Raw genomic sequence first — 17835 nt, 5'->3', positions numbered from 1 at the left:
CTTAAAGTACCTGAAAGTACTTCCATAACGATTTTTCTCCTTGCATCTTCGGAGAACTTTTGTAATTCACTCATTTTGTCCGATTATAGGTTTACAATTTTTAATTAAATTGTGTCAACCTATTTCAGTACACGACCGATTGTCTTGTGATTGCAACACTTCCCGTAAACACGGGACAGGCATCACCCCTGACTATCGTCAGGGCGAAGAAATTCTATTACATAATCCGGGATAAAGTAGGAATGAAAATCTGGGCAATATGGCCTATTGTAATTTTTATACCTCATTTTTCTCCTCCACTTCGGCTAGGTTAACAACTTTTTTGCCAGCTATTAAGACCTTCAGTATTGGATTGATTTTGCCCTATATTTTTAATTCATGGTTTTTCTGTTTAAAACCTTAGAAAGATTGTTTCAATAGTATTTTTATGGGGTTTAATAGCTCTATTATTGTAGAATTGCCATTTGATATTAATTTTATTTTGTTAAATTTAGGAAAGGAAAATTTAATAAATGAGTCATTATTTTGAAACTATACCCTTTGAATCTTTAGATGGCTTCCAGTGTGACTTGAAGCATCTAATAGCCCCTACAACCACAAAAGGGCCAGTATTATTGGTGCATGGAGCGGGGGTAAGTAGTAATATATTTAATCCTCCATCAAGTAACAATATCATTCATGCACTTGCAGAGGCTGGTTATGATGTATGGTTAGAAAATTGGCGTGGAAGTATTCATTTTGAACCAAATGAGTGGAATCTGGATCAGGTGGCTCAATTTGATCATCCTGCAGCTGTAAGGAAAATTGTGGAACGTACAGGATCAAAAGAGATCATGGCAATCATTCATTGTCAGGGGAGTACCAGTTTTATGATTTCTTCGATTCTTGGGCTTATTCCTGAGGTGAAGCTAATTATCAGCAATGCAGTTTCATTACATCCCATAGTGCCATTTAATTCTAGTATAAAGCTGAAATTGTTGGTCCCTTTGGTAAGTAGGTTTTTCAGGTATTTGGATCCTCAATGGGGTTTAAGAGCTCCTGATTTTAAATCAAGGTTGATTTTAAAGGTCGTAAAAGCGACGCATTGGGAAAAAGATTCCTTGGTAGGCAAAATGGTGAGTTTTACTTATGGTTCAGGATATCCGGCCTTATGGGAACTTGATAATATTGACGATAAAACAAAAGAGTGGATACAATATGAGTTTGCTCATGTTCCATTGTCCTTTTTCTCCCACATTCAAAAATGTGTTAGTAATGGCGCCCTTGTTCGAAATGATAAAGATGGAGAAGATTATACAGAAGTGGCCCCAATGACATCGGCAAGGTTTGTATTGTTTGCCGGGAAGAAAAATAAATGTTTTTTACCCAAAAGTCAGGAAAATACCTTTGAGTACCTCAATAAATTACAACCAGGATTGCACAAGCTGTATCTACTTGAGGATTATAGTCACTTGGATGTGTTTTTTGGGAAAAATGCGCACAAAGATGTATTCCCTAAAATGATAAATGAACTAGAACTTGGATGATAAACAATTATGCCACCGAAAAGAATTAAAAATTACACTGGTAGGTATGCTCTCGTAGATGGCATACCCTATACCATGCCTGTAAGTTCTTCCCAATCTCCAGCTTTAATGGCTGGTTTTTCCTGCGACTGGGAGAAAGCCAATGCACTTTTGCCAGGAAATGAGATTCATGCCATGAAATTGCCAAATGGGCGCGCTGCACTGATGATTACCATCATTAATTACCTTGACACCAGTATAGGTAAATACATCGAATACAGTATAGCCATCGCCTGTACCCATGGAGCCAAACCTGCACCTAGAATTTTAAATACCTTGTTATTGGGTCATTACGGAACAGGTCAATATATCTTGGACCTACCGGTCAGCAGTGAAATATCTGTAAAAGGTGGTAAAGGTATCTGGGGTATGCCCAAGCACAAAGCCAACTTGGATTTTAAAGTTAAAGAGGATAAGGTAACTAGCCAATACGAAAAGGATGGGCAGTTTGCCTTCAGAATAGAAATCAACAAACCCAAATCACCCTCCATAAAGCTCAAGGTTGGGGCTACCAATTATTGTAGGTTTAGAAACATGTTGATGGCTTCTTATATTTATTTTGAATCAAAAGCAGGGATTAATCTTTTTGGAAAGGCCAAAGGAAGTCTATTTATAGGTGACCATCCTAAGGTTGCTCCTTTGAAAAATATCGATATTAATCCAGATCCATTTTTTACCACCTTTATGCCTAAAACCAACGGGATACTGGATGATCATTTTGAATCTTGGTTTATGACCTATGATGAACCGCCTGAGGAAATGCCTGAAGGTTTAGAGTCTGTTTATCCGCTTGGTTATTCAGAAGACTGGTTGCCTGATCCATCTATTACCGATTATGAAAAGTATCGTATCTAAAATTTATTTATAAAATGAGTCCACTAAAAAAAACCTTATTAGATATAAACAATGCCTACATTTTCTTCTGTGCATCCATCTATTTGGGAATGTTCTGGTCATTGCATTACTTCTGGTTTCCAAATTATCCAAAAACCTTAAACCTCTCCAATTATTATGATGCTATAATTCCTCAAACAGACCTTGCCACAAAGTTTTTCTTTATTTCTATTCCTATAATGGCAATTGCCCTCGTAATAATGCTCATTACGGAATGGAAGACAGGACTCAGATGGGTGCCTCTAGCCTGGATTCCAGGTCTTTTGGCTCCTGTATTGGTGCAACAACTCTATATAGAAGATGTTAACAATCAATTTAAAGCCGGACTTACGGATGAGGGAACGCTACAGGCATTGCTTACGGAGTGGATGTGGCTTAATGATATTCGATGGATTATTCTAACAGTAATGTGGCTAATTACGATGTATTTCTTTATTGCTAAAGCCAAGCAGAAACACCAATACAATGGATGATAAAAAAATATTTGGTTTATCAGCTCGCTACACAGAATTACTGGTGGTATTAATAGCTTTCATAACTTTAGTCTCTGGCCTGGTTCAAATGATCGCTCCTTCTTTTATGCTTGGTTTTATTGGTAAGGAGGTAGCCACGCCCTCATCAGCACATTTCTTTGCCATAGTAGGTATGTTTATGGCACTCTTTGGAGGGATGGTATTGCATGCCGTTTACAGTTCGGTGACGAATAAGCAAGTGATGTTATGGTCAGCCTTGCAGAAATTTGGAGCATTTATAGCTGTAACCATTGGCGTTTTCAACGGTTTGTTCTCTATTCTAGCCATGTCAGTAGCCATTTTTGATCTTTTTTCAGGAGTGGTTTTCTTTATCTATTTGAGAGTGCTCAATACTTCTAATACCTAAAGGACTGTTTGTTACAGTACGCATTATTATTAATTTATTACTGAATTTAGAAGTCAAATTAGCTCCAATACAAACGAAACAAGCAACATGTTAATTGAAAAGCAACAAAATAAAGAGCTACCTAATCGTGCATTAATACTTGCGGGAGGGGGAATGCGTGTTGCTTATCAAGCTGGTGTAATGAAAGCAATGGAAGAAGAGGGGCTAAGCTTCTCTCATGCTGATGGAGCTTCAGGGGGTATTTTTAATGCAGCCATGTTGGCTTCAGGCCATTCAGTAGGTAAGATTGTAGAAAAATGGAAGTCCTTAAACTTTAATTATTTCACCTCCTTTGTAAAGCTAAAAGAATATTTCACTCCTTGGAGACTCAAGGCTTTTGGGGATGCTGATGGAATAAGAGACAAGGTTTTACCTCATTTTGAGGTTAATGTGTCTAAAATCAATTCACTAGGCTTACCCATTACTTTTTCAGTTTGTAATTTCACTCAAAAAAGAGTCAGTACCATTTCCAGCGAGCAGCTTGAAGAAAACCATTTGTTGGCAGGTGTTTCCTTACCCATATTGATGCCTGCTCTAAAAGTCGGAAACGACTGGTTTATTGATGCGGTTTGGGTCAAGGATGCCAACTTATTGGAAGCAGTTAAAAGAGGGGTTGAGGATATTTGGTTGATATGGGGAATAGGTAATTACCCATCCTACCTGCCGGGATCCCTAAATCAATATGTTCACTCAATAGAAATGAGTGCCAATGGTGCTTTGTTTGAAGAGTTTGAACAAATTAAATGGATAAATAAACAAATTGCACTTGGGAATTCTCCCTATGGTCAGACTAGACCAATTCAGGTATTTATTGTAAAACCAAAATTGCCTTTACCACTTGATCCTGAATTGTTTCTTAAGAAAATAACTGCAAGGTCCCTTATAAATATGGGATACCAAGATACCAAGAATTACCTAAGGGAGAAACCTGAAAATGGGGATTCTCTTGATTTTAGGGCTACACAGACCTCTGATTCGGGAGATTACCTTTGGCTGCCTATGAAGTTCTCAGGAAAGCTTGTGCAAAGGGACAAAAAGCATCAGGTGGATTTTTATATTTTTCTGCGCAAAACCATAGTGGATGGAGTGGAAAATATTGAAGCTTTTTCTAGTTTATATTTGAGGGCTATTGGACAAGAAGTAATTGGTGGGCTTACCAAGGTTACAGTGAATGGAAAAGCTTCTGCTGAAACATTGATAGAGATTGAGACCAATATGATCTACGATGAAAAGGCCTATTTGTTAAAAGCTGATTTGCGTTGCGCAAGCCCTTGGTCTTGGTTAATGGGGCTTGCTTTCAAATCGGTTGACATTAAAGTTTATTCAAGTCAAGAAGGACCTAAAAAAATTTTTATGGAAGGAAAACTCCACCAAACCTTTGTATCAAGGTTAAAAGGAGTAGCCCTAAGTTTAGCCAAAAAGAAAAATGGTTCAAATGGAGGTATTGGATTTAAGTTTGAAATGGTAAAAAAAATTATAAAAAATGAAGTTTGAAAGAAAACCAATGGTCAATTGGTATGATCCAAAGCAGTTGGCTTTCACGAGTGTCAAAACAGTGTTGTCTTCGGTTTTTGGTAATTTTGCAGACAGAAGAGAGCTTCAGGCCGCACTTGATCAAGATTGTAAGCCTTTTGATTATTCTCAAAACGAAGAATTGTGGTTAGATTATATTTCAGACCTCGGAGATGGTTTTAATTCCACTTTTACTATGGCCCAATTGTTGGCAAAAGAGGAACTTTCACTTCGAGGAAAATCACTAAAAAGAGGAGATATTCTACTTATGGGTGGAGACGAAGTTTATCCTACTCCAGAGAACATTGAGTATGACAATAGACTGAGAGGTCCTTACACCGCTGCTTTTCCTAAAAATGAAAATGATAAGAACAGACCAGATGTTTTTGCTATTCCTGGAAACCATGATTGGTACGATGGGTTAACCAATTTTTTAAGACTTTTCACCCAAAAGCGTTCCCTAGGGAATTGGAAAACACAACAACATAGAAGTTATTTTGCGCTCAAATTGCCCTATGATTATTGGGTGATAGCAATTGATATACAGCTGAACGCAGACATTGATTTTCCTCAAATATGCTATTTTAAAGAAATAGCTAAAGAATATTTTAAACCCAATAGTAAGATCATATTATGTACATCCGAACCGTCCTGGGTTTATAAATCATTCGATATAAAAAATGATTCCTTTGATCGGCTGCAATTTTTTATTGATAAGGTTCTTTATGGTAAAAAGGATGAAGACTATAAAGAGAAAAACAAGAACATAAGTATAGAAGCAATTTTAACAGGGGATTTGCACCATTATGCAAGGTACGAAACGGTAAAGGATGATTCTCGACCTTCTCAATTTATAACCGCAGGAGGAGGAGGTGCCTTTATGCATCCTACGCATACCTTAAAGGAAGAATTAAAAGGAATTCATGAAAGAAAGGCCGAACTAAAAAAGACCTACCCACCAAAAGAAAGTTCAGTCAAATTAAGTTTGTTGAACCTACTCTTTCCTTTCTTTAGCCGTACAATGCTCCTGTTCTTCGGTATTTACCATGTCTTTACTACGTGGATACTTCAAACGAAGTTATCTAATGATTCCACAATAATGGAAAGCCTGGCAAAACACAATTTGTTTAAGGGTGAATTATCAGAAATACTGGGAATAATTACAAATACTTTGTTTCACTTTCCTTCAGCTTTATTTCTTAACCTTTTATTGTTAATAGGAATAGTATTGTTCACAGATACTAGTTCTGGAAAGAAAAAGCTCAATTATATTGCTGGTGGTATTCATGGGCTATTGCAGTTGGTCAATTTTTATTTTCTCCTTTGGCTTTTTTCCTATAATAACCTAAATAATTTTCCGTGGATAAATAATGTCAATGAAGGAGGGCAAGTATTGTTGTTTTTTGCTGAAATGGTGCTTGTTGGAGGCTTAATTAGTAGCTTTATTTTCGGTCTTTATTTGACAATTAGCATTGTGCTGTTGAAGAACCACATAACAGAAGCTTCCTCTTCTTATAGATGGGAGGGATATAAAAACTTTTTGCGAATTTCAGTTAACAAGGAGGGACTTACCATTTACCCCATTGGAGTGAAGAAAGTGGTTACCAATTGGAAAGAGTTTAGCATAAATGATAATCCACGATTTGAAGGTGGGCCAATTAATTATGAACTGATAGAGGATCCTATATTTATAAAAAATGAAGAAACTAGCTAAACCCCTAGCCAGCATTAAGCCTGAATATGATTTTGTAGTCATAGGGTCAGGATATGGTGGTAGTATCGCTGCATCAAGGATGGCCCGAACGGGACAATCTGTTTGCCTGTTGGAAAAAGGAAAAGAATTTTTACCCGGAGAATTCCCTGACACCTTATTGGACGCTTCGAAAGAAATGAATTTTGTCCGTGGAAAATCTTCCAGTCTTGAAAACAATGGGCTGTATGAATTCACTATGGGGAATGGTATTAATGTATTCAAAGGCTGTGGCCTGGGAGGGACCTCTTTGGTAAATGCAAACGTATCTATTAAGCCAGAAGAACGGGTAATGCAGGACAAAATGTGGCCCGAGGCGATTAGGCAAGATCTGGCCTCTTTTGAGGAGGGAGTAAACAGAGCCTGGGACATGCTTAAACCCAATCCTTATCCAGAAAATAAGGGGGGCTACCCAATACTCAAAAAAACCGAAGCCATGCGGAAATCTGCTGATTATATGTCCGCACCATTTCGACTTCTGGATATCAATGTGAATTTCGAAAATAAAACCAACCATGTCGGTGTCAAACAAGCAAAGTGCACCAACTGTGGGGACTGTGTAACAGGTTGTAACGTAGGAGCAAAAAATACTACGGCAATGAATTACCTGCCTGATGCTTACAATCATGGGGCTGAAATTTTCACCTCAATTAATGTCAGGTACGTCAAAAAGTTTCAAGCGTACTGGCAAGTGTTTTACCACCCAATAGGCATAGGTAGAGATAATTTTGATGCACCGCTTTTGTTTATTAAAGCAAAAAATGTGATCCTCAGTGCCGGTTCTTTGGGCTCCACTGAAATATTGTTTCGTTCAGCAAAAATGGGATTGAAAGTTTCCAAAAGATTGGGGATGCGGTTCACAGGAAATGGCGATGTGTTGGGTTTTGGCTATAATAATGATGAAAGAATCAACGGGATTGGCTTAGGAAAAAAAGGTACTGATAGTATTGCTAACGTAGGCCCCTGTATAACGAGTGTTATTGATCTTCGGGAGCGAGAGGACCTAGAAGATGGCATGACCTTGGAAGAGGGTACTGTTCCCGGACCGATAAGGAGTCTTATGCCCAAAGCATTGATTGCCTTTTCAAGGTTGGCTGGTAAAGATACAGACAGAGGGATAAAAGACTATTTCAAAGAAAAATACAGAGAATTTAGAAGCTTGTTTCTTGGGGCTTTTCATGGAGCGGTAGCCCATACACAAATTTACCTTGTCATGACCCATGATGATGGAAATGGAACTATGAAAATGGATCAGGAGGGCAAAATGTCACTCAACTGGGAAGGTGTAGGCAAACAAGAGATTTTTAATAAGGTAAACGGAGAAATGTTCAGTGCCACACAGGCTCTTGGCGGTACAAAAATACCCAACCCAACTTGGAACAACTTGATGAACTATGACCTAGTAACTGTTCACCCTCTGGGTGGATGTGGCATGGGGGATAGCGCTGATAAAGGGGTTGTGGACCATAAAGGACAAGTCTTTGACGGCGAAAATGGCAACACACTTCACGAAGGCTTGTACATTCTGGATGGGGCAATTATCCCTCGACCGGTGGGCACTAACCCACTCTTAACCATAAGTGCCTTGGCAGAGAGGAGCTGTAAGCTTATTGCTGAGGAAAAAGGATTAAATCTGAGCTATGGTTATGAAACTGCTCCCAATTCTGTAGGAGAACAGGTCTCCGGAACTGGAGTGCAATTTACCGAAACCATGAAAGGATATATAGGATTAGGTGAATCAGTGGATTATGAAAAAGGATTCGAAATAGGGAAGTTAGAGAACAATACTTTTGAGTTTACCCTAACCATACAAACTGATGATATTGATGCTTTCGTGGCTGATGCGTCCCATGCTGGTAAGATGATAGGGAATATGATTGCTCCTTCAATTAGTCAGGAGCCACTCTCCGCTTACAATGGAGTGTTTAATTTGTTTGTTCAGGATGAAGGTGATGAAAAAAAGAAGCGCATGAATTATAGCGCACAACTCATAAGCCCTACAGGACAGGAATATTATTTCGACGGATTTAAAGAAATTAAAAATGATATTGTGGTAGATGCCTGGAAGGATACTACTACACTTTTCATTACTTTATACAAAGGAACTACAACTGATGGAGTCATTCTCGGTAAAGGGAAATTGGTAATAAAAGTGACGGACCTTCTCAAGCAATTAAGGACTGTTAAAGCCCTGCATCCAACAAGTAAAGAGGAGGGGCGAAGAGCGATCGGGACTTTCGGTAAATTCTTTGCTGGAAATGTGTTCGAAACTTATTTTAAACTTTAAATAGGCCTCTATCTTTCATTAATAGGCTTATTCAATTTTGCTGTATTGGACTTCATTTTAGTATCTCTATAGTGAAGTTCAATACGGTTCTATTTTTTTGTGATTACATTACTTCTCTATCAGTATTCAAGCCCTGCTTTATACCAATTATAACCCGAAATAGGCAATAGACAATCTATAATGGGCTGAAGTCGCTTCCCATAAACAGGGGACAGGCTTTACCCATGACTTATGTCAGGATGGAGAAATCCTATTTCACCCTAGTTAGAAGGAGACATTAGAGAAGGACTTTGTATCATCTCATTTGGAGGCGAGTAGATGGCTTACTATTATTTGAATTTGTCTAGAATACCAGATTTGCTTTCCATTTTACTTGTAAACCATCGATTGGCCTTTGTTAGAAAATCTCGGTTATGGTAGGCATTGTATTCTGTATACAGTTTAATTAAATGGGTTTCAAGTGTTTTAAGCTGATCTTGAGACAAATCGCTTGAATGATTCGGATTATCAATTTCTTTTAAATAATTATTCGATGATTTGAAAATAATGAGATTCCCAATTTCCAGGTTCGTTTTGCCATTCTTGTTCTCCTGTAACCCTAATAAGAGGGGATAGGTCAAATTTTCCAACGGAATATTAATCTTAAATAGTTGCTCAGGTTCGTTTTTATTTACCACCCAAAACTGGGAAGGATGGGCTTTAAGAACTTTTATGGTATCTGCTTTAGTAATTTTTTGGACACTTTCTTTATTTGCAATCCACTCTTGCCAATCTTGAGGTTGGAATTTCTCCAGACCTATCCTATGTAATAGTTCTTGCCTTCTTTCATTATCCAGATCAAAGTATTGATAGGCTATCGTATCTTCAGACAAAAAGGTAATTTCTTTTACAGAGAGCATTGTATCATTTGCGATTTTTTCATTCCATTCAGCTAAAGGTAAAGTATCAGCAATGTACTGACCTATTGGAATGGAATCTTTAAAAAGATAATAAAGACCCTCATTGAATTGAGATTTTAACTGTAAAGTGTCATTTTCTACCCAAAGTTGCTCTATTTGTTCTTGTTTAGTTGTCTTATGGCCAATTTGGGCATTAATGCTTAACCATTCTTCCTTGTCAATTACGCCATCTTCTCGAATACTGTACCATAAAGTTGAATAGTTATTGTATAGCGGACTTTGAGACTCAAATTCACAAGTTTGTAATTGCTTAAGCATTTGTACCAAGGTGTTCCACTTTGTTTCCGCTAATTTTCGATTATTGTATCGGTCTTCGGTTGCTAGTTTTAAGGAGTCGATTTTATCTATTTCAGCTTTTATGTGGTATTCAAATAAAGAGGCCTCTTCGAAACTTATGAAGCGATCTTCCAGTATTTCCTTGGTTAAATCAATGAGTTCATCATGGTGAAAAATGACTTTTTTGACCTCCACCTCGGTAAGTAAGTTAATAAGTCGACTGATGGTTTGACCTCCATTTAATTCAGCCTGTTCAATTATACCAGCCTTTATAGCATTGGTTTTAAGTTTTTGGACAGCATAAATTTTAACTTTTCTACTGTCTTTAAAATCAACCTTGCCATTGTAAGTCAGTAAATCGAAACCGGGCACTCCTTTTTCAGGAATAAACCATGGATTAATGTCTGCATTCAGAATTTTAGGAGCTAAACCGAAGATGTGTAACTCTCCAACTTCCTCATTTAGGTAATACATATGGCTTTGTAAACCTTCAAAATCAAATCCCGCCTTAACGGTTCCTCTACCAATCATGGCCAATTTTTTCCTAGCTTCTTTACGTGGTCTGTCTGACAATTTACTCGCAAAATAATCTTTAGTAAAGGACTCAGCGTTCCATGATTTATCACCTTCAGACTCATGCCAATTTTCTAATGTTTTTCTAAGCCTATTTTCGCTCAATGGCTCTGTAATTACATCTGATTTGGTTTTTTGTTTCAGATAGATATAAGTCATTATCTCATCAAAGAAGACCAATCTGCTTGTTTGTTCCCAATCACCCAAGTACTTAAGTTTTTCAAGGACATTACTCTTCCCAACTTTATCTACTAATAGTTTTTTTCTATCCCTTCTTTTAAGTTTTTTTTCCGGATCACCAATCTCTTGCCGCTGTTCCAAAGTCAGTGTGTGAAAATTCCTGAGGTTTATTATTTCTTCAGCTATTTTATCGTAGGTTGCCTCTGCTAGTTGAGCGATTTCGGGTTCTTTTTGAAAATCAATTTGAACTTCATCAATGGAAGTCAATACCTCACCATAGTATTCAGCGGTGATCATTTCTCCGATTTCCCTTATTTCTGAAACCATATTTGCAGTTGGTTTCAATTCGGCCTTGCCTCCAAAAACGTTCATTGGATTCCACGAGTAAATCAAAATTACTGCAGCCACAACCAGCAGTATTTGAATTATCAGACGTGCACTACCTAGGATTTGACGTATCATGGATTTAAAGAATTGTCGGGAAGTTTGATTTGTCTTATTTTCAATGAATCACTTTTAAAATGGATAAAAATTTCATCAAAGGCGAAACTTTTCAATAAGGTAAACATTAATTTACGTGCATGATTTTGACTCGTCTCAACCAAGCCCATATAGGGAAGTTGATCCCGAATGTCCATTTCCGCTAGTCGGAAAAAGGTCTCCTGATCTTCAAGATTGATTGAGTTTAAGAAGCGCTTTGGGTTGGAAACCAATGAATCTTCAACAAAATCCTCTGGGGGATAAGAAAAATTTATTACTTCTATAGTGGGTAAGTGAAGGGTTATTTTATTCCCGTCAATAATTATGTCTTCTTCTTTTAGTCGTTCTAAGTTTAAGCCGGTTTTAATTTTGGCCCTTGAATAGGCCAAAAATGAGGCTTCATTGACAGGTACAAAGAGTATGTTCTTTTCCTTTCTGCCAAACACTACTTTGTCCACCACAAATTCTGTTACAACAAGATCACTTGCCCTTTGGATCTTGCCTATGACCAAGCCCCTGTCATCCTTTTTGCAAGCCGTAGCCGAGAGGATTATGGTGACAATGACGGTAATATAAAGCAATCGCTTTTTTAAGCTGTCCATGTTTGCTCATTTTTGAATTGCTCATAGAAATGCTTCATCTTAATATGGTATTCATTGGCCTTATAGCCACTTCCATTATAGCCATAGGCAAAAGATTCCCAATCATAATTTCCTTCATTTTCTTCAGAAATATAATTTATCAGGGTTTTTCCACGAACCTTTTTTATTTTTATAAAGGCAAGAAAGTCTAGAAAATGAAAATATTCTGATTCATTTTGCTTGGATTCAAAGTCTTCAAATCCCTGGTAATTTCGGGATTTAATATTATGCTCTAGGTTTTCACCTAAAATCTGAAAAAGTCCCCATGAAGATGCATAAACAGCTGCTTTTGGGTCAATTTTCCGTGCCTTTTCTAAACGATCATATTCTTTAATACCAACCCTGTAATGTGACCTTGTCCATTTTTCATAAATAATATCCTCATTGCCTACACTCAATGCTTTTGGATCTTTGTTGAATTTTTTTAGCCAATACCAGAATTTATGGCCTTCAAACAAAATCTTTGCTCTTCCATCGCTAAGGTGACCCCGGCCAGCAGATTCAACTTTCACAATTGCCTTTATCACAGGTAAACTTACCTTTATGTTGTCCTTTTCTTCGAGTTCATCTAGCGCTATTCTGATGTCCATGTCGCTAAGCAATTTGCTATTGGTATTGTCCTTTATCTGAACATACTCTTCCCTATGTAAACTCAACTCAGGCTGGGTTTCAAAAGAGGTTGATAGAATAGCCCTTTGCTGCGTAGCTGCTGGCATTTCCTCAACCTTCAGCCCATTTTCAATGGAAAAATTTCTGTCCTCCATTTCAAAAAAGGCATTGTCAATTTCCATATTGTCCATTGGTCTAGACGTATTGCTTATTTGATTGGTGGAAGCAGATACGCCGTTTCCTGCCTGTGCATTGCTGCTGTCTTGATTACCGGCTTGTTTAGGTGTCCATCTTTCTCGTAAATACTTCAAAGACTTATCTCCAAAATAAAAGGCAATCATCATTAAGAAGGCAGTTTCAAAGAATTCAAACTGCTGGCTTAATAAAGCTGCATCTACTCCTGTGTACTGTGTGCCAAAGCTGACGATCAAGAGAGACATGCCTCCCATTAAAAGCGTAAATGCAATCATACCTCTTACTGTTCCAGGAGGTAAACCAAAAGTTTGGCTTTTATATGGATTGTATTCCGGCATTTCCAAATCTGATGGTTTAACAGGTATGCCTTTGCTGTGCATATCCCTGAAATCATAGATACGCTGCCAATCCTGATCCGTAAGTCCGTAATTAATATTGTAATGGTAAACTGACCACATAAAGTATATCAAAAACAATGCGATCCATATAACAGTTGTGGCAAGCCCTATGGCCTGAAAGAGATTGTCATGCTCTACATATACAAAGAGCGCTCCCAGCACCGCAAAAATGACCAGAATAATAGAAAGAATAACGGTCCCTCTAAAGAAAAAGGTGTGGTAGGGATTGAAATTTGGGTTTCTGTCCTTAACCTTCGGACTGATATGCCTTGCTACCAATCCGTATATAAAACTCAAGGCAACAATTATGACGAATCCATTGGCAAATGTATGGTTGGTAGATTCCATGCCGGGCACAATGAAGATCAATGAGGCTAACATTATGATCAATATCGCAGCAATATGAATAAAAATATAATTGCGTTCTGAAATTAATTTGGGCTTTTTTTCCTGGTTTTCAGGGGTTGAAGTGGCATTTTCCATGGAGTGTTTCGGTCTGAGGTCTCTAAATTAAGATTGTATTGTCCTAGGCATGTACTAACTGAGGGGCTTTGGTAACCCTTTCAAACCATTCCTCATTTAGAATATTAATCGCCATTGGCTCGTTTTGATTGATTTTTGGGATTATATTTTTATAAAACCTTTCGTAGGCTTTTTGAGATTGTAAAATCATTTTTTCAGTCTGACCCGCATTGACTCCATCAGCTATAAGAATACAGCCTTTTGTGTCCTTGTGACTGTTTCCAATATGAATATAAACCTTGTCATAGTTGGGTATCCCTTTTATTTCAATATGGTTTGAAAACCAATTAAACCTGTTTCTATACCTTTGTGTCAATGGACTGAGTTGCTCATTGATCCCTAGTTGATAATGACCTTCAGGAATCCTGGTTCCTCCGGGAATTTTCTCATCGTTATGCGTATCTTCCAATGTATAAGCAAAGAAGGTTTTGTTGATAAACATCAAGCCCAATGTGGTATTCCCATCATCAACATACCTTAAAACAGTGATCATGGCTTTTGGTAGTGCATTTACCTCCTCATTGTCCAGTAAGTTGCTTGCTTCTTCTATATTAGGTTGGAGTCCCTTCTTGATCTTTTCAATTTCCGGCTTCGGCTCTAGCTTTTTATCGGGAATATTGACAATAGTTTGGTTTTTGGTAAACAAGTCTTTTATCATCTCAAAACCTTTTTTTGCAGCTATGACCAGATAGCCTATAAAACCGATCATCCATAACCAAATTTTACCCAAAATTTCCGGGTTGGAATATAAAAACAGAATAGCCAATAAGATCCCGGCTAAAACCAGTAAACCAGGAATTCTATTCATTTTTCTTGTATTTTAAGATTGAAGGATGAAATATTGTGTTGATTCTTTGTGCTTCAAAATTTAATTAATTATTTTTCAATATCAAAAGAATAAACAGTATATTTTGATGATTGAAATAGCCGAAGCTAAAGCTGGCTAAAAATTAAATTGGACTGCCTAAATTGTTTATTTGGATTAATTATTTATTGCTTATAGTGATGATTTTATGATATTTATATGAGTAATTATCTATAAATTCACAAAGGGCATTCTTGTATTAAAATAATTTAAATAGTCCTAGAGAAAGTATACCTACTTAGGGTCTATTTTTAAAAAAAAAGTTTTACTTTATAGATTAAGAAATGGCTAACTACAAACTTCAAGTCAACAATAAAAATTATGAGGTGGATGTGGATTCAGATACTCCATTATTGTGGGTTCTTCGAGACAATTTGGGTTTAATTGGAACCAAGTATTCCTGTGGTATTTCTCAATGTGGAGCATGTACTGTCCATATGAATGATGAAGCTGTGCGTTCTTGCGGGCTTCCAGTGTCTTCTATAGGAGATGCAAAAATTACCACCATAGAAGGGCTTTCAGAGAAGGGGGATCATCCCGTACAGCAGGCATGGAAAGAAGTAGATGTCGCTCAATGTGGCTATTGTCAGGCTGGGCAGATTATGACAGCAGCAGCTATGCTAAAGAAAAATCCTTCACCCTCAGAAGATGAAGTAATAGATGGAATGAATGCCAATTTGTGCAGATGTGGTACTTACCACCGTATCAAAGAAGCAGTATTATTGGCCTCAGCTAAAATCAAATAACCATGAACAAAGCACTAAAATCGAATAGAAGGGATTTCTTGAAAATAGCAGCCACAGCTGGTGGTGGTTTATTGATTGGTTTTAATTGGTCTGCCTGTGACTCACCAAAAATGAAAGTCATCAGTGATGAGGAGATTTATGACAAGGCCATCAATTTCAATAGCTTTTTATCCATTTCTCCCAGCAATCATGTGGTGATCTTTTCTCCTAATCCAGAATTGGGGCAAAACATCAAAACCTCTTTTCCAATGATTGTAGCTGAAGAATTGGATGTAGATTGGTCAAACGTTAGGGTACAACAAGCCTTTTTAGATACAGAAAAATACGATAGACAGGTTACGGGAGGTTCAGGAGCCATGCCACATTCCTGGCAGCGATTAAGGGAAGCAGGGGCCATGGCAAGGCAGTTGCTAATGGAAGCGGCAGCCAAGCGGTTGAATGTACCCATGAGCGAACTGACAACAGACAAAGGAAATGTTATTTACGGATCTAAAAAGTTGAATTATGGTGAATTAGCCAATGAAGCATCAACTTTACCTGTCCCTGAAAATGTTCAATTAAAATCGATCAAAGACTTTAAAATCATCGGAACGCCTGTAAAAAATGTGGACAATGATGCTATGATTACTGGCCAACCTCTTTATGGCTTGGATGTGTACCGTGATGGAATGCTTCATGCCATGATTCAAAGGCCTCCTTTTGGTATGAAGTTGAAAAGTGTTAACTCTGATGAGGCAAAAAAAGTAAAAGGGGTCAAAGATGTTCTTACTTTTAAAGACAATGTAGCTGTAGTAGGAGAAGGCACTTGGCCTTTAATTAAAGCTAGAAGACTACTTAATATTGAATATGAGCCTATCGATAAAGCATTAGAATCGACTGCCTTTCACAATAGGAAATTTGATGAAATGCTTAATTCTGGTAAGGCTGAGGTGAAGAGAAAAGATGGTGACGTGGATACAGCCTTTAAGAATGCAGCAAGGGTTATAAAAAGTGAATACCAATGTCCTTTTTTATCCCATAGTCCAATGGAACCAATGAACTTCTTTGCTCACGTGAAGGAGGACAGTGTAGAATTGATAGGACCTTCACAAACTCCCGACCGAGCCAGAAAAGCTGCTGCAGAGATTTGTGGGATTGCCCCGGAAAAGGTAAGTGTTGAATTGACCAGATTAGGTGGTGGCTTTGGAAGGCGACTTAGAGCTGATTTTGTGGAAGAAGCTGTAGAACTTTCCAAAATGCTGAAAGCACCTGTGAAATTGACATGGTCCCGAGAAGATGATATTACTGGAGGAGCCTATAGACCTGCAGTAAAGTATAGGTTTGAGGCGGCATTGAATAGTAAGGATGAACTGATCGGTTACAAATTGTGTGGGGTGGGTATGAACTCCGGCAATTCTACAAGGGAGAATAATTTCCCAGCTGGAGCTATAGATAACCTGGAAATAAGTTCTATGGAATACAAGTCACCCATTACAACCAATGCATGGCGTGCACCGATTACGAATTTCCTAGCCTTTGCGGAACAATCCTTTTTGGACGAGGTAGCTGAAGCAATCGGTAAAGATCCGGTACAATTTAGATTGGATCTTCTGGATAAAGCCAAAAGTAAGCCTGTTGGAGAGATTCAATATGATATAGACCGTATGAAAGGAGTCATTACCACAGTTGCCGAAAAATCTGGATGGGGTAAAAAACAAGGCGTTTCACAGGGTTTTAGCGTCTATTTTTCTCATAGATCTTATGTGGCTCAAGTTGCGGAAGCTAAAATTGTAGAAGGAAAGGCCGTGTTAGATAAAATTTATGCAGTTACAGATTGCGGTATAGTTATTAACCCTACAGGAGCTGATCAACAAGTAAGAGGGGGAATGTTAGATGGTATGGGACATGCCATGTTCGCAAACCTGACCTTTACAAATGGTGTGGCAGACCAGAAGAATTTTGATTCCTATCGTTTGATTAGGATGAAAGAAATACCTGAGATAGAAACTCACTTTATAGACAATGGAATAGATCCAACAGGATTGGGAGAGCCTGCTTTGCCACCGACTGGAGGAGCGGTAGCCAATGCCATTTATAAGGTTTCAGGTCAGCGATTGCGAAACCAGCCTTTTATGAATGAAGAAGGGATGAAAAACATCAATTTAGGTAACCCAGTTTAAAGATTAGTAAAACACTAATTTATAATTTAGGTAAGAATGAAGTCAGAATCATGTGGCGACATTCTTACCTTTTTTTGCTATATAATGTTGACAAAGTTTAAACCCGAAATATGCAATAGACATTCTATTACGTGCTGAAATCGCTTTAAAATCAGTCACTTCGTTGCTGTTTTCAATTTCACCATAGCGGTGCTATGCTAAAATCTCCAAACAGTCTGATTTTCTTGCGATTGCAACACTTCCCGTAAACACGGGACAGGCATCACCCCTGACCTTGTCAGGGCGGAGAAATCCTATTACATAATC

General features: G+C 37.8%; 13 protein-coding genes. 9 read left to right on the top strand and 4 right to left on the bottom strand.

Annotated features, from left to right (window positions below):
* Positions 1-512 precede the first annotated feature (512 nt).
* The 7 genes from AC13EX_RS00310 (at position 513) to AC13EX_RS00280 (ending at position 8926) form a co-directional block, all read left to right on the top strand.
* The gene (locus tag AC13EX_RS00310) at positions 513-1526 is read left to right on the top strand and encodes an alpha/beta fold hydrolase (RefSeq protein WP_048643746.1); all 1014 of its coding nucleotides are present in this window, start codon (positions 513-515) and stop codon (positions 1524-1526) included.
* A gap of 9 nt (positions 1527-1535) precedes the next feature.
* Positions 1536-2420, top strand: a complete 885-nt coding sequence (locus tag AC13EX_RS00305) for an acetoacetate decarboxylase family protein (protein WP_482891082.1) — start codon at positions 1536-1538, stop codon at positions 2418-2420.
* 14 nt (positions 2421-2434) lie between these two features.
* Positions 2435-2932: a hypothetical protein gene (locus tag AC13EX_RS00300; protein ID WP_339711497.1), complete on the top strand. Its 498-nt coding sequence runs from the start codon at positions 2435-2437 to the stop codon at positions 2930-2932.
* Positions 2925-3338, top strand: coding sequence for a hypothetical protein (locus AC13EX_RS00295; RefSeq protein ID WP_048643743.1), 414 nt, complete (start codon positions 2925-2927; stop codon positions 3336-3338). The genes AC13EX_RS00300 and AC13EX_RS00295 overlap by 8 nt, the downstream gene beginning before the upstream one ends.
* Positions 3339-3425: 87 nt before the next feature.
* Positions 3426-4871, top strand: coding sequence for a patatin-like phospholipase family protein (locus tag AC13EX_RS00290; protein ID WP_482891081.1), 1446 nt, complete (start codon positions 3426-3428; stop codon positions 4869-4871).
* The gene (locus tag AC13EX_RS00285; RefSeq protein WP_482891080.1) at positions 4861-6603 is read left to right on the top strand and encodes a metallophosphoesterase; all 1743 of its coding nucleotides are present in this window, start codon (positions 4861-4863) and stop codon (positions 6601-6603) included. Before AC13EX_RS00290 ends, AC13EX_RS00285 begins: the two co-directional genes overlap by 11 nt.
* On the top strand, positions 6587-8926 hold the full coding sequence (locus AC13EX_RS00280) for a GMC family oxidoreductase N-terminal domain-containing protein (RefSeq protein WP_482891079.1): 2340 nt from the start codon (positions 6587-6589) through the stop codon (positions 8924-8926). The genes AC13EX_RS00285 and AC13EX_RS00280 overlap by 17 nt, the downstream gene beginning before the upstream one ends.
* 329 nt (positions 8927-9255) lie before the next feature.
* Here AC13EX_RS00280 and AC13EX_RS00275 read toward each other — a convergent pair whose 3' ends face one another.
* The 4 genes from AC13EX_RS00275 to AC13EX_RS00260 are packed head-to-tail and all read right to left on the bottom strand — an operon-like array spanning position 9256 to position 14567.
* Complete coding sequence (locus tag AC13EX_RS00275) at positions 9256-11376, bottom strand: DUF4230 domain-containing protein (protein ID WP_482891078.1); 2121 nt, start codon at positions 11374-11376, stop codon at positions 9256-9258.
* Complete coding sequence (locus AC13EX_RS00270; protein WP_482891077.1) at positions 11373-11996, bottom strand: DUF4230 domain-containing protein; 624 nt, start codon at positions 11994-11996, stop codon at positions 11373-11375. Before AC13EX_RS00270 ends, AC13EX_RS00275 begins: the two co-directional genes overlap by 4 nt.
* On the bottom strand, positions 11984-13720 hold the full coding sequence (locus AC13EX_RS00265; RefSeq protein ID WP_482891076.1) for an N-acetylmuramidase domain-containing protein: 1737 nt from the start codon (positions 13718-13720) through the stop codon (positions 11984-11986). The genes AC13EX_RS00270 and AC13EX_RS00265 overlap by 13 nt, the downstream gene beginning before the upstream one ends.
* A 43-nt stretch (positions 13721-13763) precedes the next feature.
* The gene (locus AC13EX_RS00260; RefSeq protein WP_482891075.1) at positions 13764-14567 is read right to left on the bottom strand and encodes a DUF5675 family protein; all 804 of its coding nucleotides are present in this window, start codon (positions 14565-14567) and stop codon (positions 13764-13766) included.
* A gap of 341 nt (positions 14568-14908) precedes the next feature.
* Here AC13EX_RS00260 and AC13EX_RS00255 point away from each other — a divergent pair, with 341 nt between their 5' ends.
* Complete coding sequence (locus AC13EX_RS00255; protein ID WP_048643736.1) at positions 14909-15370, top strand: (2Fe-2S)-binding protein; 462 nt, start codon at positions 14909-14911, stop codon at positions 15368-15370.
* A gap of 2 nt (positions 15371-15372) precedes the next feature.
* A complete protein-coding gene (locus tag AC13EX_RS00250) occupies positions 15373-17529 on the top strand; it encodes a xanthine dehydrogenase family protein molybdopterin-binding subunit (protein WP_482891074.1) in 2157 nt (718 codons plus the stop codon).
* The last annotated feature ends 306 nt before the right edge of the window (positions 17530-17835 follow it).

It is taken from the genome of Cyclobacterium sp. L-R, assembly GCF_056859355.1.
This window is presented reverse-complemented; position numbering and strand designations above follow the sequence as displayed.